The following is a 17600-nucleotide window of genomic DNA, read 5'->3' as shown; positions in this document are numbered from 1 at the left end:
CTTTACCGACGTTGCGGCTGTCAAGGCTTGCGGCGCCCCAGCCAGGCGAGCAGCGCCCCGGCACCGAAGGCACCCGCGACGGCACCGAGGCCGGGCCCGCGCCGCACGGTGACGTGCTGTTCGAGCCGCACCGGCGGCGGGGGCTGGACGATCTCGTGCTGGTTCTCCTTCGCCGTCGCCGTCCACGCGGTGACGAGCAGGAGGAAGCGGGACACGAGGTTGGCGAACACGAGCAGGCCGATGACCGGGCCGAACAGCGCGGCCGACGGCGACTTCGTGACGCTGGCCAGGTAGACGGTGGCGACCTGCTGCAGGATGACGAACCCGACGGCGGCGAAGACGGCCCCCTTGACGGCGCTGCGCAGCGCGACCTGCTCGCGTGGCAGGCGCGCGATGACCCACAGGAAGACGAGGGTGTTGGCGAGCAGGCCGAGGACGATCGTCGCCACGCGGAGCAGGAAGATCGCCCAGGTGGCGTGTTCGAGCCCGACGAGTTCGAGCAGGAACTGCCCGACCCCGCCCCCGACGGCGGTCAGCGCGAAGGAGACGATGAGCGCGACACCGAGCCCGATCAGCGCGACCAGGTCCTTCGCCGTCTGCTTGAGAAACGGCTGCGGCCGCTTCTCCTGGCCCCACTGCGCGGTGAGCGCGTCGCGGAGGTTCGACATCCAGCCGATGCCGGAGTAGAGCGCGATCAGCAGACCGAAGATCCCGACACCGCTGCCGGAGTCGAGGGCGCCGCTGACGATGCCGTTCACGAGCTCGCGCAGCCCCGCCGGCACGGAGTTGTTGATGCCGTCGGTGATCTTGGCGATGATCGCCTTGTCGTGGTTGACGGCCAGCCCGACCACGGCGAAGGCCACCATGAACAGCGGAAAGACCGACAGCACGCTGAAGAAGGTGATGGCGGCGGCGTAGTGGTTGCCGTACCGCTCGGTGAAGGCCTCGTTGGCCCGGATCAGGTGATCGAGCCACGGATACTTCCGCCGCAACCGCGGCAGGAGCTTTTCCTTCTCTTCTTTCGCCACCGTGAAACGCTAACCACGCGCAGTGAACACCGCAACGCGAGCGCGTCCCGTGAGGGATGCCTGGCTCACCGCACCGGCGAGAGGAACCCGATCCGCTGGTACGTCTTCGCCAGCGTCTTCGAAGCCACTTCGCGCGCCCGCTCGGCGCCCGCGGCCAGGATCTTGTCCAGCTCCGCGACATCGTCCAAATAGGACTTGACGCGATCCTGGATCGGGGTCACCCAGTCGACGAACACCTCGCCGAGGTCCTTCTTCAGGTCGCCGTAGCCCTTGCCCTCGTAGGCGGCCTCGAGATCGGCGATCGTCCGCTCGGTCAGCGCCGAGTAGATGGTCAGCAGGTTCGAGACGCCCGCCTTGTTCTCGGCGTCGAACACCACCTCGCGGCCGGTGTCGGTGACCGCCGAGCGGATCTTCTTCGCCGATCGCTTCGGGTCCTCGAGCAGCTCGATCAGGCCGTTCGCGGTGGCCGACGACTTGCTCATCTTGCTCGTCGGGTCCTGCAGGTCGTAGATCTTCGCCGTGTCCTTGATGATGTACGGCTCGGGCACGACGAACGTCTTGCCCAGCCGGTTGTTGAAGCGCTGCGCGAGGTCGCGCGTCAGCTCCAGGTGCTGGCGCTGGTCCTCGCCGACCGGGACGGCGTCGGCCTGGTACAGCAGGATGTCCGCGGCCTGCAGGATCGGGTAGGTGAAGAGGCCGACGCTCGAGCGGTCGGAGCCCTGCTTCGCGGACTTGTCCTTGAACTGCGTCATCCGGCCGGCCTCGCCGAAGCCGGTCTGGCACTCCAGCACCCAGCTCAGCTGGGCGTGCTCCGGTACGTGGCTCTGCACGAACAGGGCGCTGCGCCGCGGGTCGATGCCGATCGCGAGCAGCTGCGCGGCCGAGACGCGGGTGCGCTGCCGCAGCACCTTCGGGTCCTGCTCGACGGTGATCGCGTGCAGGTCGACCACGCTGTAGAACGGCTCGTGCGTGTCCTGCAGCCGCACCCACTGGCGCAGCGCGCCGAGGTAGTTGCCGAGATGGAACGAGTCGGCGGTCGGCTGGATCCCGGACAGGACCCGCGGGCGGCGCTCTGCGACGGTCTGCTCTTCGGACACGTCAGGATTCTTCCAGGCCGGGACGTACGGCGGCCGGCGAGGTCCCTCAGGCGTGCGGGCGCGGGGTGAGGAACGGGCGCGTCGGCACGGTGTCGGGGTCGGCGAGGACGGCTTCGGCCATCGCGGTGACCGGGCCGGGAACCTCCGGCACGACGGGGGCGGCGGAGACAATGGGGGCGGCAGGGGCGAGCGCCGCGGCGGCGCGGGTCTTGCGGCGCTGGCGCAGCACACCCAGCGTCATGCCGACGATGCCGAGCGCGACCGCGACCAGCCCGACGGGGCCGAGCACGCCGAAGGTCTCCGCGTTGGAGTCGGCCCGCGCGGTCGTGACGTCGGCGAAGGCGCTTCCGCCGGCGGCCAGGAGCAGGCCGGCCGGGACGAGCGCGACCACCGCGGCCGCGCGGAATCCGCGCAGCGTGGACCGCAACAGGGTTTGACCTGGGTTGCGCACCGGAGTGCCTCCCGCGAGTGACGAGCGCTGTGTTTCACCCATTCGAGTGAGACGCTGCATGCTACTGGTCAAAAAACTACCGAGCGTGTCAAGACCTGTCGGTAGTGATCGACTCGGGAGCCGAGACTAGCGCCCAACCAGGGATACGGCCCGGGCGCCCCCGGAGTTCACTCCGGCCACCGTTAACTCGATAGTGGTCGGCCCGGCACCTTCAGTAGCGCCTACGCCGAAGGATCGAGCCCGCGGAGGAGCTTGCGCAGGATTTCGTCGAGCAGGGCCAGCTCTTCGCCGGAGAGGCCGGACAGCAGCTCCGACACGTTCGCGGTGTGCTCGGTCATCGCGGCGTCGACGGCCTCGAAGCCCTTGCCGGTCAAGCGGACGCGGAAGCTGCGCCGGTCGTTCGGGTCGAGCGCGCGCTCGACGAACCCGGCCTTCTCCAGCCGGTCGAGACGGCTGGTCATGCCGGCCCGGGACAGCATCAGCGTCGTCGACAGCTCGGACGGGATGAGCGTGTAGGGCGGCCCGGACCGGCGAAGCGCGGCCAGGACGTCGAACTCGCCGCGCTGCAGGCCGAACTTGCCGAACACCCGCTCCTGGGCCGGGCCGAGCACGAGCGCCAGCCTGCCCATCCGGCCGGCGACGCCGATCGCGGTCAGGTCCAGGTCGGGGCGTTCGCGGTGCCACGCCGACACGACGGCGTCGACAGCGTCTTCGTCAGTCACCCACGCAGTCTATTCGACGCAGCACTATTCGACAGGAGATAGTTTGACAGCGAACTATAAGCCGTGGAATCATCCTTCCCATGACGACGAACCTCGAAACCCTGCTGGTCCGCCACGACGAAGCCGAGCAGCTCGGCTCGACGCCCGACACGATGACGCTGCTCGCCGACGTCTCCCAGACCGGCGGGCACCTCAGCACGACCCGCACCACCCTGAGCCGGGGACGCGACGGCGCGACGCCGCACTTCCACACGTCGTCGGCGGAAATGTTCTTCATCGTCGACGGCGAGCTGCAGATCCTCAGCGACGAGAAGGTCGTGACGGCCGGCACGGGCGACATGCTCTTCGTGCCGCCGCACACGACGCACGCCTTCGGCGCGACCGAGCGGTCGGGCGCGGACGTGCTGATCGTGTTCACACCCGGCGTCGAGCGCTTCGAGTACTTCCGGATGATCGACCGGATCCGGCGGGGCGAGGCCGCGCCGGAGGAGATCCTGGCGTCGCAGGACCGGTTCGACAACCACTTCGTGGACAGCGCGACCTGGCGCGCCGCCCGCGCCGTCTCCGTCTAGCCGGGGAAGTCGATGTCGTAGGTGGCGGTGACCGGCGCGTGGTCGGACCAGCGCTGGTCGTAGGCGGCCGCGCGCTCGACCACGACTTCGACGACCTTCTCGGCGAGACCGGGCGTCGCGAGCTGGCAGTCGATGCGCCAGCCGGAGTCGTTGTCGAACGCCTGGCCGCGGTAGGACCACCAGGTGTAGGGGCCGGGGCCTTCGGGGTCGAGCCGGCGCTGGACGTCGGTGAAGCCGGCCTCGGTGTAGACCCGGCCGAGCCAGGCGCGCTCCTCCGGCAGGAAGCCGGAGTTCTTGCGGTTGCCGCGCCAGTTCTTGAGGTCGACGGTGTCATGGGCGATGTTCCAGTCCCCGGCGACCACGACCTCCCGTCCGGCCGCGGCGGCCTTCGCCCGCAGCTCGACGAGGTAGGGCAGGAACGCGGCCATGAAGCGTTCCTTCTCGTCCTGGCGTTCGGTGCCGACGTCGCCGCTGGGCAGGTAAAGGCTCGCGACGACGACGTTCGGCAGGTGGACCTCGAGGTAGCGCCCGCTGTCCTCGAACTCGGGCTCCCCGAAGCCGACGCGCACCTCTTCGGGCTCGACGCGGCTGTACACGGCGACGCCGTTGCGCCCCTTCACGGCCGACGGCGCGTGCACCGAGAACCACCCGCCGGGCTCGACGACCTCCGCGGGCAGCTGGCTCGCTTCGGCGCGCACCTCCTGGCAGGCGACCACGTCGGCCTTCGTGGCGGCGAGCCACTCGACGAAGCCCTTCTTGGCGGCGGCGCGGAGGCCGTTGACATTCACGGTGGAGACGGTCAGCACGCCGTGCACGCTACGGCCGGGCCGGCGCTTCCGCGGCATCGGGGCCGGGTGCGGCGGCTGGACGGCGGCTGGACGGCGAAACCCGGTCGCCGGCCCTGCCACGCCCGGCTCATGAGCCGGGCGTGGCACTACACGGTCCAGGCCACAGCACCGGAAGGCTCACCAGGCTCGGCTCCGGAGACCCCTCGCCCCCGGAGCGCCCCGGAGCCAGCGGCGACCACCGGCAACTCCCCCGCGCTCCGACCCCCGTCAGAACGCATCCCCGGAAAGATCCCGGCCTCACACGCCACCCGGCCCGCCCGAAGCCCGGCTCGGACCCCCGTCCGAGCCCGGCCCTGCCACGCCGATCCCCCGGCACCGCCGCCCGGCCCACCTGCCCGCGGAACTCCCCCTGGAGACCCCGCGGACACCGCCTCGCACCCGTGCCGCATTCAGTTGCCGCCCGCCCCCGGACGTCTCCTCCTCTCCCGCGGCCAAGCCGCCCACCTGCACTTTCAGACGTGATCAGTTCTAGCACCCACCACCGACAAAAACGGTGCCTTGACGCCCGAAGCTACGAGTAATAGCTTTAAAGCTATGACCAGTAGCTATCACACCGATGTCCCCTAGAGCCGGCCTGACCACCGACGCCGTGGTCGATCTCGCGCTGACCCTCGTCGACGAAGCCGGCCCGGACGCGCTCACCCTGGCCAAGGTCGCCGAACGCGCCGGGGTTGCCGCGCCCTCGCTCTACAAGCACGTCAAGAACCTCGCCGATCTCCGGCGGCTGATCGACCTCAAAGTCGTCAAAGAGATGACCGAAACGCTCCGCACCTCGGCCACCGGCCGCGAGGGCGGGGACGCCGTCGCCGCCATCGCCGACGCCTACCGCGCCTACCTGCGGCGGCACCCGAACCGCAGCCAGGCCCTCGTCACCGCTCCGGACGAAAGCGACACCGAACTCAGCCGGGCCACCCACGCCGTCGCGGAAGTCGTCTTCGCCGTGCTGCGGCCGTTCGGCTTCGACCACGCCCAGGCCGTGCACGGAACCCGGTGCCTCCGCGCCGCCGTCCAGGGCTTCGCCGGGCTCGAAGCGTCCGGCGGCTTCGGCCGCCCGGAAGACGTCGACAAGAGCTTCGAAGTCCTCAAAACCATGCTCGTCCAAGGCCTCACGGCCTACGCAAGGAAAGCAGAAAAATGACCTTCATCCTCGCCGTACTCCTCTTCACCGTCGGACTGGGCGTGCTCGACGCCCGCTTCCCCTGGACGGAGGCGCACCGATGATCGCCGGGCACTTCGGGCTGGCGGCCGCGGTCAAGGCCGGCCGGCCGGCGATTCCCGTGTGGGCACTCATGCTCGCCACGGCCTGGCTCGACGTCGTCTTCGTGCCGCTCTACCTGAGCGGCATCGAGACGATCGACGGCGAAGGCTACGGCGGTGGCGTGATCCACGCCGACTACACGCACTCGCTCGTCGGCGCCCTCGTCCTGTCCGCGCTGTTCGGGGCGGTCGCGGCGTGGCGGCTCGGCCGCGAGGCCGGGCTGGTCCTCGGCGGCGTCGTGTTCTCGCACTGGCTGCTCGACCTCGTCGTGCACCGCGCCGACCTGCCGATCCTGCCCGGCAACGCGGGCGACCTGCCCACGTTCGGCTTCGGGCTCTGGCGGCTGCCGGTCGTGTCGGCCGTCGCCGAACTGCTGATGCTGGCCGTCGGGATCGGCCTCTACTGGCGCGCGGCGGCGAAACGCGACCCGAAGCGCGCACGCACGCTCGGCCTGTCGGCCGCGGCGTTCGGTGTGGTCACCCTCGCGGCCGACCTGATCGGCGTCTGATTCACCCCGCCGGGACTCAACCGGCGGGACTCAACAGGCGGAACCGGCGACCGGCTGGGTGAACTCGGCGGCCACCCACTTGGCGTCGGCCACCTTCCGGAAGCCGTTCTGCACACCGGGCAGGGTGTCGAACTGGGCGTCACGCAGGTACTTGCCGACGACCTTGGCGTTGCCGTCCGCCGTTTCGCGGGCGTTCAGGACGTCCGCGGTCACCGTCACCTTGCAGCCGGTGGCCGAAGCCCCGGAGGCCTGCTGCTTTCCGTCGTTCAACGCGAAAATGACGATGATCGCGATGACGGCACCGACGACGAGCGCCGTCTTCTTCGACATACCGAGGATCACGTCTTCCTCCCACCGCGTATCCCGTCCCCTTGTCAGGGTAGGCAATCCTTTACCCGGACCGACAGCGCCGAACGCCGCAACCACCCGGAGGCGCCAGCGAAGTCACTCGCCGATCACGCACTGTGCCCAGACAAAGGGCCCCTTCCCGGCAAACCGGGAAGGGGCCCTTTCGAACCGGGACTCAGCCCTGGGCGATCTTCTTCGCCAGGTTGTCGTCCAGCGTCGCGAGGAACTCCTCGGTCGTCTGCCACGGCTGGTCCTTGCCGATGAGCAGCGCGAGGTCCTTCGTCATCTGGCCGCTCTCGACGGTCTCGACGACGACCTGCTCCAGCTTGTTCGCGAAGCCGATCAGCTCCTGGTTGCCGTCCAGCTTGCCGCGGTGCTCGAGGCCCCGGGTCCAGGCGTAGATCGACGCGATCGGGTTCGTCGACGTCGGCTTGCCCTGCTGGTGCTGGCGGTAGTGCCGGGTGACCGTGCCGTGCGCGGCCTCGGCCTCGACGGTCCGGCCGTCCGGCGTGCGCAGCACCGACGTCATCAGGCCGAGCGAGCCGAAGCCCTGCGCGACCGTGTCGGACTGGACGTCACCGTCGTAGTTCTTGCACGCCCAGACGTAGCCGCCCTCCCACTTCATCGCCGCGGCGACCATGTCGTCGATCAGGCGGTGCTCGTAGGAGATGCCCTTGGCGTCGAAGTCGGCCTTGAACTCGGCCTGGAAGATCTCCTCGAACACGTCCTTGAACTGGCCGTCGTAGGCCTTGAGGATGGTGTTCTTGGTGGAGAGGTACACCGGCAGGCCGCGGTCGAGGCCGTACTGGAGCGAGGCGCGCGCGAAGTCCTCGATGGACTTCCTGAAGTTGTACATCCCCATGGCGACGCCGCCGCCCTCGGGGAACTGCGCGACCTGGAACTCCATCGGCTCGGAGCCGTCGTCCGGGGTGTAGCTGATGGTCAGCTTGCCCGGGCCGGGCACCTTGAAGTTGGTGGCCTTGTACTGGTCGCCGTGGGCGTGGCGGCCGATGATGATCGGCTTCGTCCACGTCGGCACCAGCCGCGGGATGTTCTGGATGACGATCGGCTCGCGGAAGATCACGCCACCGAGGATGTTGCGGATGGTCCCGTTCGGGGACAGCCACATCTTCTTGAGGCCGAACTCTTCGACGCGTGCTTCGTCGGGGGTGATGGTGGCGCACTTGACGCCGACGCCGTGCTTCTTGATGGCGTTCGCCGAGTCGACCGTGACCTGGTCGTCGGTGCGGTCCCGCTCCTCGATGCCCAGGTCGTAGTAGTCCAGGTTCACGTCCAGGTACGGGTGGATCAGCTTGTCCTTGATGAACTGCCAGATGATTCGGGTCATCTCATCGCCGTCGAGTTCGACGACGGTGCCCTGGACCTTGATCTTGGCCATGAGCAGCGGTGCTCCTTCCGCGGATCTTCGCGTTGCTTCATACGTCTCGCCGGTAGCGGTACAAGCGTACTGCTTGACGGAGCTTGATGGTTCCAGTAGTGGTCGGCATCAAGTCTCCACCCGCGCTTTGTGGTACGGATCACCGGGCGCCGCCCGGTCCGCCGAGACGACCGCTCGCCGAGCGGGCATCGCGCCCGGCGGTGAACCGAGGCACGATGCCACCCGTGAATTCAGCATGCGGGAGGTGACGGCCATGTCGACCCATCGGTACGCCGAGTACGAAGACGACTACGAAGAGTACGAAGAGACCCCGGACGTGCTCGACGAGCGGCCGCGCCGCGGCGTCGCGCACCTGGTCAGCGCGCTGGGCGGGCTCCTGCTCACCCCGGTCGGCCTCGGCTTGCTGAGCTGGGGCGGGCTGCGCCAGCAGCAGCTGATCCAGGCGACGCTGAGCACCAACCGCGACCCGCTGGGCATCGCGCTGCTGGCCGGCGGGGCGATCCTGCTGCTCGTCGTCGCCGCGCTCGGGGCGCTGTCGGCGGCCGGCCCGATCCTCGGCGGACTGTTCTACGGCGTGCTGCCCGGCGTCGCCGCGATGGCCGTCCCCGAATGGGGATTCCGGCTGGTGAACCTGATGCCGAAGAGCGACATCGCGTACGGCGTCATGGACTTCCTCTTCATCGGCGGCCTGCTCGGCGTGGGCTTCCTCCTGGTCGGCAGCGGGCTGGCCAACGCGCTGGTCCGGCGGCGGCGCGAAGCCTGAGTCCGCGCCGGTGGGTTACCGATCCGGCCGAAAGTAGGCGGACACGGTCGGCGAGTCACCCGCGCACCGGCACCCGTTCCGCCGTGACTGCCGGTCGGATTGGTAACGATCGGTAGAGTATCGGCGGATGGGACTGTTCACCGTCGCGGAGGCACGGGACGAACTGGCGCGGCTGCGGCCGGCCCTCGACGAACTGGTGCGCGTCCGCGCCGACGCGGCCGAACTCGCGGCGTCGCTGCGGCCGGGTGGACGCGCCACCGGGCTGGGTGGCCTGCCGGAGTGGAAGGCCGCGCAGGCCCGCCTCGACGACCTGATGACGACCGTCCAGCGCACCGGCGCCGAGCTCAAGGGGTTCGCGCCGCTGCTGATCGACTTCCCCGCCGAACTGGACGGCACCGACGTGCTGCTGTGCTGGCTCGAAGGCGACCGCGAACTGAGCTGGTACCACCGCGCGGACCTGGGTTTCCCGGGCCGCCGTCCGCTGAAAATCGCTGGTCGGCCCGGCTAGGTTGAGTTCGTGAACGACGAATCCCGGGCCGCCTTCTTCGACAGCACGGCCGAGCACTACGACGAAGACACCTTCCACGCCTCGGTGGCGGAGGCCCTGGTCGAGCCGCTCCCCGACGCACCGGGACTCGTGCTCGACGTCGCCACCGGGACGGGCTTCGCGGCGTACGCGGCGCTACGGCTGAAACCCGCACGCGTGCTGGCTGTCGACCTGTCGCCGGCCATGGTCGCGCGGGCCGAGGCGAAGACGCCCACGCAGGACCCGGACGGGCGGATCGAGTGGCGTGTCGGGCCGGCGGTGCCGATGCCGGCCGAGGACCACTCGGCCGACGTCGTGCTGTGCGCTTCTTCGCTGCATTTCCTGGGCGCGGTGGCGTTCGCCGACTGGCTGCGGGTGCTGAAGCCGGGCGGACGGCTGGCGTTCTCGGTCGTGTCGGGAGCGCGGTTCAAGCCGTCCGGGCCGTTCGCGGGCTTCGTGCCGAGGGACCTGTCGTTCCCGCTCGACGAGGCCGGGGCCGCCGCGCTGGCCTCGTCGGCGGGGTTCGCGGACGTCTCGGCGCGGACGTTCACGGTCGACGGCGGCGATCGGGTCCGCAGCGTCTTCCTGGTGCACGCCACGGCTCCCGACCTCAGCGGTGCAGCGACGCCCCTTTGAGGATCTTGTCGACGGCGTTCTTCGGCCCGTGCACCGCCAGCCCGGCGAGCGCCAGCTTCTCCCCCGGCACCGCGCGGACCGCCGCCCGGTTGTCGGCGTCGTTGCCGGTGCGGAACAGCTCGTCGGTGAAGATCGAAAACCGCAGCCCGCGGCCCAGCGCCCGGCCGTGCGCCGCGGTCAGGACGTCCGCGCCGCCGGCGAATACCATGATCGGCTGGCCGAACATCGGCAGGTACTCCGTGCCGTCGGCGTCGAGGTACGGCTCGCCCATCAGCTCCGGCGTCACGTGGGCGATTCCGCTCACCAGGAACGCGGTGACGTTCAGCCGCTGCCAGGACGCCAGGTCGTCGCGGAGCAGGACGGCGATCTTCGTGTCGAAGGAACTCATGCCGCCAGACTCGCCCGGCCGCGACGCCCGCGTCTTGTACGTTCTTGACATGGCCCACGTGGAAGCTTGGCGGCCGGCGGTCCCGGGGATCGCCGAGGTCTTCCACGCCCGCTTCACCACGCACGCCTACCCGCTCCACACGCACGACACGTGGACGTTGCTGATCGTCGACGACGGCGTCATCCGCTACGACCTCGACCGCCACCACCACGGCGCGCTCGGCCCGGCCGTGACGCTGCTGCCGCCGAACGTCGCGCACGACGGGCGGGCCGCGACGAGCCACGGCTTCCGCAAGCGCGTGCTGTACCTGGACACGTCCGTGCTGGGCGAAGACCTCGTCGGCGCCGCGGTCGACCGGCCCAGCGTCGCCGACGGGCTGCTGCGCACCCGGATCCACCAGCTGCACGAGTCCCTCGTCGAGCCCGGCGACGCCCTGGAAGCCGAGAGCCGGCTCGTGCTGGTCGCCGACCGGCTGCGCACCCACCTCGGCCGGCCGGCCGCCCACGAGCCGAAGCGCGGCCTCGCCGACGACCTGAGGGAACTTCTCGACGCTCGCCTGCCGGACGCGCTGACGCTGGCCGAAGCCGGCGAGGCGCTCGGCGCGCACCCGGCGTACCTCGTCCGCTGCTTCGGGGCGCGGTTCGGCCTGCCGCCGCACCGCTACCTGACCGGCCGGCGCGTCGACCGCGCGCGCCGCCTGCTGCTCGACGGCGCCCCGGCCGCCGAGGTCGCCGCCACCGCCGGGTTCACCGACCAGGCCCACCTGACCCGGCACTTCAAGCGGTACCTGGGCACGACGCCGTCGCGGTACGCGAAAACCCGGTGACGGCGCCGTTACGATCCGGAGATGGGGTTCCTCGCCAGGATCGGCGGCCTGCGGTTCGCGGTCACCGTCCTCACCGCCATGACCGCGCTCCAGATGACGCTCATCGCGTTCGGCAACATCACCGGCTTCGGCACGAACCAGGCCTTCGTGCAGCACGTGCTCGCGATGGACACGACGTTCCGCTCGCCGGACATGACGTGGCGCGCGATCACCAGCCCGGGTCTGCAGGACACGGCCTACATCGTGATCATCGCGTGGGAGACGCTGACCGCGCTGGTGCTGATCGCGGCGCTGGTGGCGTGGTTCCGCGCGAGGGACGCGACAGCGCGGCGCCTCTCGACACTCGGCTGGGTGATGTGGGTGCTGCTGTTCGGCGTCGGCTTCCTCGCCATCGGCGGCGAGTGGTTCCAGATGTGGCAGTCGGACAAGTGGAACGGGCTGCAGCCGGCGCTGCAGAACTTCCTCGTCGCGACCGTCGCGCTGGTCGTCGCCCACCTGCCGGAACGGGAAGCTGTGTCAAGATGACGGCATGCTGCGCGAACTGCACCTGACCGGCGACCCGGCGGCCGACAAGCTGCTGAACGACGACCCGTTCGCCCTGCTCGTCGGGATGCTCCTGGACCAGCAGTTCCCCATGGAGCACGCGTTCGCCGGCCCGCGGAAGATCGCCGACCGGATGGACGGCTTCTCCCTGGCGAAGATCGCCGCGACCGACGTCGAGAAGTTCGTCGAGATGTGCGTGGTGCCGCCGGCGATCCACCGCTACGGCGGTTCGATGGCCCGCCGCGTCCACGCGCTCGCGCAGCACATCATCGAGACGTACGACGGCCGCACGGAGGGCATCTGGCTCGACGGGCGCCCGAAACCCGACGGCCCGGAAGTCCTGAAGCGGCTGCGGGCCCTGCCCGGGTTCGGCGAGCAGAAGGCCAAGATCTTCCTGGCCCTGCTGGGAAAGCAGCGCGGCATCCAGCCGAAGGGCTGGCGCGAGGCGGCGGGCGCGTACGGCGACCGCGGCTCGCGCCGGTCGATCGCGGACGTCACGAGCGCCGAAACCCTCGGCGAGGTCCGCGCGTTCAAGAAGGCCGCCAAAGCCGCGGCCAAGCCGGGCTGACGCACCCAGCTCGGCGACGGCGCACACCAGGTCGCACCACGCCGCGTTTTCCGCGACCGTCCACTCGAGACTTCTCACAGCAGACCGGCGAGCTTGTACAGCACGAGACTGCCCGCCACGGCGACGTTCAGGCTGGCGCCGGTGCCCACCATCGGGATCTCCACGACGGTGTCGAGCAGGTCGAGGGCTTCCGGTGGGATCCCGGTCTGCTCGTGGCCGAGCACGACGATCGTGCGGCCGCGGGCCGCGGGCAGGTCGGCCAGCCGGACCGCTTCCTCGGCGAGTTCGACGCCGACCACCTTCGTGCCCGCCGCCCGCTCGCGCGCCAGCCACCCCGGCGGGTCGTGGACCCAGTGCACGCATGCCGGGCGCCGCAACGTGTTTCCTCTCCGCAACGCTTCGGGCACCCACGGGTACCGCGGTGCGGCGAGGCACGCGCCGACGGCGTCGCACGTGCGCAGGAGGGTGCCGAGGTTCGCGCCGTGCAACGGCCACAGCGGGGCGGCCACCAGGTGACCCCAACAGGAATGTGCCTTGCTCCGCCGGGTGTTCCGCAGCTCACTGGGCGTACGGACCCGGACCGAAGGGCTCACCGGCGCCGAGGCGCGGCGCCTCCGAATTCGCTGACCATGTCCCGAGTCTAACCCGTTCGCGGGGGTCCCCGTGGCCGGTTTCGCTCTTACCCTGGACACGGAGGTGAAGCCCATGCACGCAGGAGTAGGAGACGAGATCCAGGTGCACGGCCGGACGGTCGGCTCGGCCGAGCAGCACGGCGAGATCCTCGAGGTCCGCGGGCCCGATGGCGCGCCGCCCTATCTGGTGCGGTTCGCCGACGGGCACGAAGGACTCGTCTATCCCGGGCCCGACTGCGAAGTCCTGACGCACGCCGACTAGACCGCGACCTGTTCCCGGGGCTCGCGGGCGCGCCCCCACGCCACGCCCACCAGCAGCAGGGCCACGAGGGTCAGCGCGGCCGCGACCTCGGGCAGCAGCAGCGGCCCGCCACCCGCCAGCACCGCGCCGCCGACGACGCCGGACAGGCCGACGCCGAGGTAGATCGCGGACGCGTTGAGCGAGAGCACCAGACCGGCGTGTCCCGGCGCCAGCTCGATCAGGCGGTGCTGCACCGGCGGGTTGAACGACCAGGTCGCCAGGCCCCACACGAACAGCGAGATCCCGGCCGCGACCGGCGTCACCGTCGTCAGCGGCAGCAACGCCATGATGGCGGTGATGGCCACGGTGACCACGAGCAGCGGCGTCCGCGAGCCCCAGCGGTCGGTCACCCGGCCGCCCGCGAAGTTGCCGACCGCGCCGCCGACGCCGTAGCAGAAGAGCAGCACCGTCACGGTCGTGCCGTGCACGCCCGCGGTCGCGGCCAGCAGCGGCGAGACGAACGTGTAGACCATGAACGCGGCCAGGCAGGCGAGCACCGTCGTGGCCAGCATGACGAGCACCCGCGGGTCGCGGCCCGCGGCGAACCGCTCGGCGAGACCAACCCGCGGTGGGGCGGCGACCGGAGGCAGCGCGAACCGCACGGCCAGCGCGCTCGCCAGCGAGAACACCGCGACCAGCGCGAACGCCGTCCGGTAGCCGAGGTGCTGCGAAATGAGGCTGCCGAGCGGGACGCCGAAGATGAGCGCGACCGTCAGGCCGCCGAACACCAGCGCGACGGCGCGGCCACGGCGTTCGGGCGCGGTCAGCTCGGCCGCCACCGCGCTCGCCGCCGGGGTGAACACCGCGGCGCCGACCGCGGTGACCACCCGGGCCACCAGCAGGGAGCCGTAGCCGGGCGCGAGCGCGGCGAACAGGTTGCCGGCGCCGGTGACGGCGAGCGCGGCGACCAGCAGCGTCCGGCGTTCCCAGGTGCCGGTGGCGGCGGCGAACAGCGGCGAACCGATCGCGTACGCGATGGCGAAGGCGGTCACGAGCTGGGCCGCCGCGGTGGCCGAGACGTGCAGCTCGCCGGTCAGCGCGGGCAGCAGCCCGGCGACGATGTAGCCGCTGGTCCCGACACCGAAGGCGCCGAAGGCGAGGACCGAAATCCTCGGCGAAGCAGGTGCGGACATGGGCTGAGCCCCCAAGCGAGCAGGCGATTGGTTCGACGGACATCGTAGTTCGACAGTCACCGTACTACGGTGCTGCCATAATTTCGACCACCGTCGTACAATGGACGCCATGGCCAAGCACGGAACCCTGCCGCCGCTCTACTACCCGGCGCAGGAGGAGATCACCGTCGAAGGCGTGCTCCGCGCCCTCGCCGACCCGGTGCGGCTGGCCATCGTCCGCCAGCTCGCGGCGGCCGATCGGGAAATCTCGTGCAGCGGCCTGACCGTGCCGGTGACGAAGTCCACAATCACCCACCACCTCAGCATCCTGCGCCAGGCCGGCGTCGTCGCCGGCCGCCAGGAAGGCACCACGCGGTTCAACTCGTTGCGGCGCAACGATCTTGACGCCCTGTTCCCGGGCCTGCTGGACGGCGTTCTGGCCGCTCGGCGCTGATCACGGCGTTACGGTGTGGATCGTCACGCGATATCGGGATGACAACAGCCCCCTTCGCTTGTTGAACTAGGACGTAGGCAGCTCACGGCGCTGGGGCCGGATGACTGCCTCTCTTTATGCCCCCTTACTGAACCGATCCAGAGATCGGCCCAGTAATCGTTTACCCACCCTGGAAGGAGTGCCGTGCCCGTCGCGCTGCTCGCGCTCGCCATCGGAGCTTTCGGCATCGGGACCACCGAGTTCGTCATGATGGGCGTGCTGCCCCAGGCGGCCGCCGACTTCGGCGTCGACATCCCGACCGCCGGCCACCTCATCTCCGCTTACGCCCTCGGCGTCGTCGTCGGCGCCCCGCTGCTCACCGCGGTCGCCGTCCGGCTGCCGCGCAAAACCATGCTGCTGGCCATGATGGGCCTGTTCACGGTGGGCAACGCCCTCTTCGCGCTGTCCCCGAACCAGGAGTTCGGCATCGCGTTCCGGTTCCTCGCCGGCCTGCCCCACGGCGCGTTCTTCGGCGCCGGGGCCGTCGTCGCCTCGAGCCTCGTCGGCCACGGCGAACGCGCCAAGGCCGTGTCGATGATGTTCCTCGGCCTGACCCTGGCGAACGTCATCGGCGTGCCGCTGGGCACGCTGCTCGGCCAGCAGGTCGGCTGGCGCGCCACCTTCGGCGTCGTCGCCGTGATCGGGCTGGTCGCCATCGCGGCCATCGCGAAGCTCGTCCCGCACCAGGGCAAGCCCACCGCGGAGGCGTCGCTGCGCAACGAGATCGGTGCGTTCAAGCGCCCGCAGGTGCACCTGGCGCTGGCGATCGTCACGTTCGGACTCGGCGGCGTGTTCGCCTGCCTGTCCTACATCACGCCGATGCTGACCGACGTCGCCGGCTACTCGCCGTCGAACGTCACGCTGCTGCTGTCGCTGGCCGGCGTCGGCATGACGATCGGCAACCTGCTCGGCGGCCGGCTGGCCGACCGCGCGCTGATGCCGAGCCTCTACATCGCCCTGCTGGCGCTGGCGTCCGTGCTGGGCATCTTCACCATCACCGCGCAGGGCAAGGTCGGCGCCGCGATCACGATCTTCTTCGTCGGCGTCGCCGGGTTCATGATCGGCCCGATGATGCAGGCGCGGATCATGGAGAAGGCGGGCGGCACTCCGTCCCTGGTGTCGGCCGCCGTCCAGTCCGCGTTCAACATCGCCAACTCGATCGGGGCCTACCTCGGCGGCCTGGTGATCGCCGGCGGCCTCGGCCTGGTCGCCCCCAACTGGGTCGGCGCGCTCCTCGCCGTCTTCGGACTCACGCTGGCCGTCGTATCGGGCACATTGGACCGCCGCGAAGCCAAGGTGGAGCGCCGACGTGAACTCGCGATGGCGTCCTAAGAGGAGCCGAACGGGCCGCCGATGATCGTCAGGGCCACGTAGAGCACGGCCGCCGCGAGCCCGGTGAAGGTCACGATGTCCACGACCTTGCCGCGGATCGCGAGCAGGCCGGCCCTGGCGGTCGGCAGCACCGCCCGCAGCACCGCGGCGAGGAGGAGCGCGGCGCCGATCAGCGCCGCGCCCTCCCGCCAGTGGTACTGGAAGATCCGCAACGCGGCGACGGCCACCACCAGCAGCACCATCGCGAACGGCAGCTGGGTGAACCGGCCTTGCCCGCTCCGGCGGTCGCCGATGTCCCGCCGGTCCCCGGTCACGGTCATCAGCCTTGAACCGAGCGTTCCGCCGCCTCGACGACGTTGCTGACGAGCATCGCCCGCGTCATCGGGCCGACCCCGCCCGGGTTCGGCGAGATCCAGCCCGCGACCTCGGCGACTCCCGGGTGGACGTCGCCGGTGAGCTTGCCGTCCACGTGGGACACGCCGACGTCGAGCACCGCGGCACCCGGGGCGACCATGTCCGGCGTGATGATCCCGGGTACCCCGGCCGCGGCGACCACGACGTCGGCGCGGCGGACCTCGGCCGCGAGGTCGCGGGTGCCGGTGTGGCACAGGGTCACCGTGGCGTTCTCGCTGCGGCGGGTCAGCAGCAGGCCCAGCGTCCGGCCGACGGTGATGCCGCGGCCGACGACGGTGACACGCGCGCCGTTCAGCTCGACGCCGTGGCGCTTGAGCAGCTCGATGATCCCGTACGGCGTGCACGGCAGCGCGCCGCGCTGGCCGAGCACCAGGCGGCCGAGGCTGACCGGCGCGAGGCCGTCGGCGTCCTTCTCCGGGTCGATCCGCTCCAGCACGCGGTTCGCGTCCAGGTGCTTCGGCAGTGGCAGCTGCACGATGTAGCCGTGGCAGGCCGGGTCGGCGTTCAGGTCGTCGATGACAGCTTCGAGCTTCTCCTGGCTGATGTCGGCAGGCAGGTCACGGCGGATCGAGTTGATCCCGATCTTCCCGCTGTCGGCGTGCTTCATCCGCACGTACGAGTGCGAGCCCGGGTCGTCGCCGACCAGGACGGTGCCCAGGCCCGGCGTCACCCCCTTCGCGGCCAGTGCCGCGACGCGGGGCTCGAGCTCCGCGAATATGGCGTTCTTGGTCGCCTTGCCGTCGAGAATCTTCGCCGTCACGCGCCCCATTCTGGCAAAGCGACCCCCGCGCGTCGCTTCCAGGCGTGACCGGTCGCAGCGCGTAGAGTGCTCGCT

24 protein-coding genes are annotated in these 17600 nt (G+C 70.5%); 12 read left to right on the top strand and 12 right to left on the bottom strand.

Annotation, left to right across the window (positions count from 1 at the left end; all coding sequences use genetic code 11):
• Positions 1–20 precede the first annotated feature (20 nt).
• From yhjD to A3CE_RS0127715, 4 genes are all read right to left on the bottom strand, one after another.
• Positions 21–1028: an inner membrane protein YhjD gene (gene yhjD, locus A3CE_RS0127730; RefSeq protein WP_020643357.1), complete on the bottom strand. Its 1008-nt coding sequence runs from the start codon at positions 1026–1028 to the stop codon at positions 21–23.
• Positions 1029–1093: 65 nt separating this feature from the next.
• Positions 1094–2125: a tryptophan--tRNA ligase gene (gene trpS, locus A3CE_RS0127725; protein ID WP_020643356.1), complete on the bottom strand. Its 1032-nt coding sequence runs from the start codon at positions 2123–2125 to the stop codon at positions 1094–1096.
• Between the two features lie 46 nt (positions 2126–2171).
• Positions 2172–2552 (bottom strand): hypothetical protein, encoded by a 381-nt coding sequence (locus A3CE_RS0127720; RefSeq protein ID WP_020643355.1) that lies wholly within the window; start codon positions 2550–2552, stop codon positions 2172–2174.
• A 245-nt stretch (positions 2553–2797) separates the two neighbouring features.
• Positions 2798–3298 carry a MarR family winged helix-turn-helix transcriptional regulator gene (locus A3CE_RS0127715; RefSeq protein WP_020643354.1) on the bottom strand — a complete coding sequence of 167 codons (501 nt, stop codon included), beginning with the start codon at positions 3296–3298 and terminating at the stop codon, positions 2798–2800.
• 80 nt (positions 3299–3378) lie between these two features.
• Between A3CE_RS0127715 and A3CE_RS0127710 the strand changes: the two genes are divergently transcribed.
• On the top strand, positions 3379–3870 hold the full coding sequence (locus A3CE_RS0127710; protein ID WP_020643353.1) for a cupin domain-containing protein: 492 nt from the start codon (positions 3379–3381) through the stop codon (positions 3868–3870).
• Here A3CE_RS0127710 and A3CE_RS0127705 read toward each other — a convergent pair.
• Positions 3867–4685 (bottom strand): exodeoxyribonuclease III, encoded by an 819-nt coding sequence (locus A3CE_RS0127705; protein ID WP_020643352.1) that lies wholly within the window; start codon positions 4683–4685, stop codon positions 3867–3869. The genes A3CE_RS0127710 and A3CE_RS0127705 overlap by 4 nt on opposite strands.
• Positions 4686–5274: 589 nt before the next feature.
• Here A3CE_RS0127705 and A3CE_RS0127700 point away from each other — a divergent pair.
• Positions 5275–5856: a TetR/AcrR family transcriptional regulator gene (locus A3CE_RS0127700; protein ID WP_043791098.1), complete on the top strand. Its 582-nt coding sequence runs from the start codon at positions 5275–5277 to the stop codon at positions 5854–5856.
• A 79-nt stretch (positions 5857–5935) separates the two neighbouring features.
• Positions 5936–6484: a hypothetical protein gene (locus A3CE_RS0127690; RefSeq protein ID WP_020643350.1), complete on the top strand. Its 549-nt coding sequence runs from the start codon at positions 5936–5938 to the stop codon at positions 6482–6484.
• Positions 6485–6514: 30 nt separating this feature from the next.
• Here the strand turns inward: A3CE_RS0127690 and A3CE_RS0127685 are convergent, their stop codons facing one another.
• Both A3CE_RS0127685 and A3CE_RS0127680 read right to left on the bottom strand, forming a co-directional pair.
• Positions 6515–6814: a hypothetical protein gene (locus A3CE_RS0127685; RefSeq protein ID WP_020643349.1), complete on the bottom strand. Its 300-nt coding sequence runs from the start codon at positions 6812–6814 to the stop codon at positions 6515–6517.
• A 193-nt stretch (positions 6815–7007) separates the two neighbouring features.
• Positions 7008–8231 carry an NADP-dependent isocitrate dehydrogenase gene (locus A3CE_RS0127680; RefSeq protein WP_020643348.1) on the bottom strand — a complete coding sequence of 408 codons (1224 nt, stop codon included), beginning with the start codon at positions 8229–8231 and terminating at the stop codon, positions 7008–7010.
• A gap of 253 nt (positions 8232–8484) precedes the next feature.
• Between A3CE_RS0127680 and A3CE_RS0127675 the strand changes: the two genes are divergently transcribed.
• From A3CE_RS0127675 to A3CE_RS0127665, 3 genes are all read left to right on the top strand, one after another.
• A complete protein-coding gene (locus A3CE_RS0127675) occupies positions 8485–8994 on the top strand; it encodes a hypothetical protein (RefSeq protein WP_026468924.1) in 510 nt (169 codons plus the stop codon).
• Positions 8995–9121: 127 nt separating this feature from the next.
• The gene (locus A3CE_RS0127670; protein ID WP_020643346.1) at positions 9122–9502 is read left to right on the top strand and encodes a DUF2203 domain-containing protein; all 381 of its coding nucleotides are present in this window, start codon (positions 9122–9124) and stop codon (positions 9500–9502) included.
• A 9-nt stretch (positions 9503–9511) separates the two neighbouring features.
• Positions 9512–10156: a class I SAM-dependent methyltransferase gene (locus A3CE_RS0127665; protein WP_020643345.1), complete on the top strand. Its 645-nt coding sequence runs from the start codon at positions 9512–9514 to the stop codon at positions 10154–10156.
• On the opposite strand, the gene A3CE_RS0127660 is transcribed toward A3CE_RS0127665, so the two are convergent.
• Positions 10131–10544 (bottom strand): DUF2000 domain-containing protein, encoded by a 414-nt coding sequence (locus A3CE_RS0127660; RefSeq protein WP_020643344.1) that lies wholly within the window; start codon positions 10542–10544, stop codon positions 10131–10133. The genes A3CE_RS0127665 and A3CE_RS0127660 overlap by 26 nt on opposite strands.
• A 49-nt stretch (positions 10545–10593) precedes the next feature.
• Between A3CE_RS0127660 and A3CE_RS0127655 the strand changes: the two genes are divergently transcribed.
• Genes A3CE_RS0127655 through A3CE_RS0127645 form a run of 3 tightly spaced genes read left to right on the top strand, consistent with a single transcriptional unit; the run spans position 10594 to position 12481 of the window.
• Complete coding sequence (locus A3CE_RS0127655) at positions 10594–11370, top strand: helix-turn-helix domain-containing protein (protein ID WP_020643343.1); 777 nt, start codon at positions 10594–10596, stop codon at positions 11368–11370.
• A 21-nt stretch (positions 11371–11391) separates the two neighbouring features.
• A complete protein-coding gene (locus A3CE_RS0127650) occupies positions 11392–11895 on the top strand; it encodes a DUF2165 domain-containing protein (RefSeq protein WP_020643342.1) in 504 nt (167 codons plus the stop codon).
• Between the two features lie 4 nt (positions 11896–11899).
• Entirely contained in the window at positions 11900–12481 is a 582-nt protein-coding gene (locus A3CE_RS0127645; RefSeq protein WP_020643341.1) for an HhH-GPD-type base excision DNA repair protein, read from the top strand.
• Between the two features lie 74 nt (positions 12482–12555).
• Here the strand turns inward: A3CE_RS0127645 and A3CE_RS0127640 are convergent, their stop codons facing one another.
• Positions 12556–12990 carry a TrmH family RNA methyltransferase gene (locus A3CE_RS0127640; RefSeq protein ID WP_020643340.1) on the bottom strand — a complete coding sequence of 145 codons (435 nt, stop codon included), beginning with the start codon at positions 12988–12990 and terminating at the stop codon, positions 12556–12558.
• Between the two features lie 196 nt (positions 12991–13186).
• Between A3CE_RS0127640 and A3CE_RS0127635 the strand changes: the two genes are divergently transcribed.
• Entirely contained in the window at positions 13187–13375 is a 189-nt protein-coding gene (locus A3CE_RS0127635; RefSeq protein ID WP_026468923.1) for a DUF1918 domain-containing protein, read from the top strand.
• Here the strand turns inward: A3CE_RS0127635 and A3CE_RS0127630 are convergent.
• Positions 13372–14547, bottom strand: coding sequence for an MFS transporter (locus tag A3CE_RS0127630; RefSeq protein ID WP_020643338.1), 1176 nt, complete (start codon positions 14545–14547; stop codon positions 13372–13374). The two genes, A3CE_RS0127635 and A3CE_RS0127630, sit on opposite strands and share 4 nt — an antisense overlap.
• Positions 14548–14656: 109 nt before the next feature.
• Here A3CE_RS0127630 and A3CE_RS0127625 point away from each other — a divergent pair, with 109 nt between their 5' ends.
• Positions 14657–14980, top strand: a complete 324-nt coding sequence (locus tag A3CE_RS0127625; RefSeq protein WP_026468922.1) for an ArsR/SmtB family transcription factor — start codon at positions 14657–14659, stop codon at positions 14978–14980.
• Between the two features lie 183 nt (positions 14981–15163).
• Positions 15164–16351, top strand: coding sequence for an MFS transporter (locus tag A3CE_RS0127620; RefSeq protein WP_020643336.1), 1188 nt, complete (start codon positions 15164–15166; stop codon positions 16349–16351).
• Here the strand turns inward: A3CE_RS0127620 and A3CE_RS0127615 are convergent.
• Both A3CE_RS0127615 and A3CE_RS0127610 read right to left on the bottom strand, forming a co-directional pair.
• Positions 16348–16671, bottom strand: a complete 324-nt coding sequence (locus tag A3CE_RS0127615; RefSeq protein WP_020643335.1) for a DUF3017 domain-containing protein — start codon at positions 16669–16671, stop codon at positions 16348–16350. The genes A3CE_RS0127620 and A3CE_RS0127615 overlap by 4 nt on opposite strands.
• Entirely contained in the window at positions 16671–17525 is an 855-nt protein-coding gene (locus tag A3CE_RS0127610) for a bifunctional methylenetetrahydrofolate dehydrogenase/methenyltetrahydrofolate cyclohydrolase (RefSeq protein WP_026468921.1), read from the bottom strand. Before A3CE_RS0127610 ends, A3CE_RS0127615 begins: the two co-directional genes overlap by 1 nt.
• Between the last annotated feature and the right edge of the window lie 75 nt (positions 17526–17600).

Source organism: Amycolatopsis balhimycina FH 1894, assembly GCF_000384295.1.
GTDB lineage: Bacteria > Actinomycetota > Actinomycetes > Mycobacteriales > Pseudonocardiaceae > Amycolatopsis > Amycolatopsis balhimycina.
The sequence above is the reverse complement of the archived record's forward strand: the minus strand, read 5'-3'. Positions and strand labels throughout refer to the sequence as shown.

Excerpts from the sequence above, each read along its gene's own strand:
- A3CE_RS0127645 (WP_020643341.1), top strand. The coding sequence starts at position 11,900 with ATGCTGCGCGAACTGCACCTGACCGGCGACCCGGCGGCCGACAAGCTG.
- A3CE_RS0127630 (WP_020643338.1), bottom strand. The coding sequence starts at position 14,547 with ATGTCCGCACCTGCTTCGCCGAGGATTTCGGTCCTCGCCTTCGGCGCC.
- A3CE_RS0127680 (WP_020643348.1), bottom strand. The coding sequence starts at position 8,231 with ATGGCCAAGATCAAGGTCCAGGGCACCGTCGTCGAACTCGACGGCGAT.
- A3CE_RS0127670 (WP_020643346.1), top strand. The coding sequence starts at position 9,122 with ATGGGACTGTTCACCGTCGCGGAGGCACGGGACGAACTGGCGCGGCTG.
- A3CE_RS0127625 (WP_026468922.1), top strand. The coding sequence starts at position 14,657 with ATGGCCAAGCACGGAACCCTGCCGCCGCTCTACTACCCGGCGCAGGAG.
- A3CE_RS0127675 (WP_026468924.1), top strand. The coding sequence starts at position 8,485 with ATGTCGACCCATCGGTACGCCGAGTACGAAGACGACTACGAAGAGTAC.
- A3CE_RS0127685 (WP_020643349.1), bottom strand. The coding sequence starts at position 6,814 with ATGTCGAAGAAGACGGCGCTCGTCGTCGGTGCCGTCATCGCGATCATC.
- A3CE_RS0127635 (WP_026468923.1), top strand. The coding sequence starts at position 13,187 with ATGCACGCAGGAGTAGGAGACGAGATCCAGGTGCACGGCCGGACGGTC.
- A3CE_RS0127615 (WP_020643335.1), bottom strand. The coding sequence starts at position 16,671 with ATGACCGTGACCGGGGACCGGCGGGACATCGGCGACCGCCGGAGCGGG.
- A3CE_RS0127710 (WP_020643353.1), top strand. The coding sequence starts at position 3,379 with ATGACGACGAACCTCGAAACCCTGCTGGTCCGCCACGACGAAGCCGAG.
- A3CE_RS0127690 (WP_020643350.1), top strand. The coding sequence starts at position 5,936 with ATGATCGCCGGGCACTTCGGGCTGGCGGCCGCGGTCAAGGCCGGCCGG.
- A3CE_RS0127700 (WP_043791098.1), top strand. The coding sequence starts at position 5,275 with ATGTCCCCTAGAGCCGGCCTGACCACCGACGCCGTGGTCGATCTCGCG.
- A3CE_RS0127655 (WP_020643343.1), top strand. The coding sequence starts at position 10,594 with ATGGCCCACGTGGAAGCTTGGCGGCCGGCGGTCCCGGGGATCGCCGAG.
- A3CE_RS0127660 (WP_020643344.1), bottom strand. The coding sequence starts at position 10,544 with ATGAGTTCCTTCGACACGAAGATCGCCGTCCTGCTCCGCGACGACCTG.
- A3CE_RS0127650 (WP_020643342.1), top strand. The coding sequence starts at position 11,392 with ATGGGGTTCCTCGCCAGGATCGGCGGCCTGCGGTTCGCGGTCACCGTC.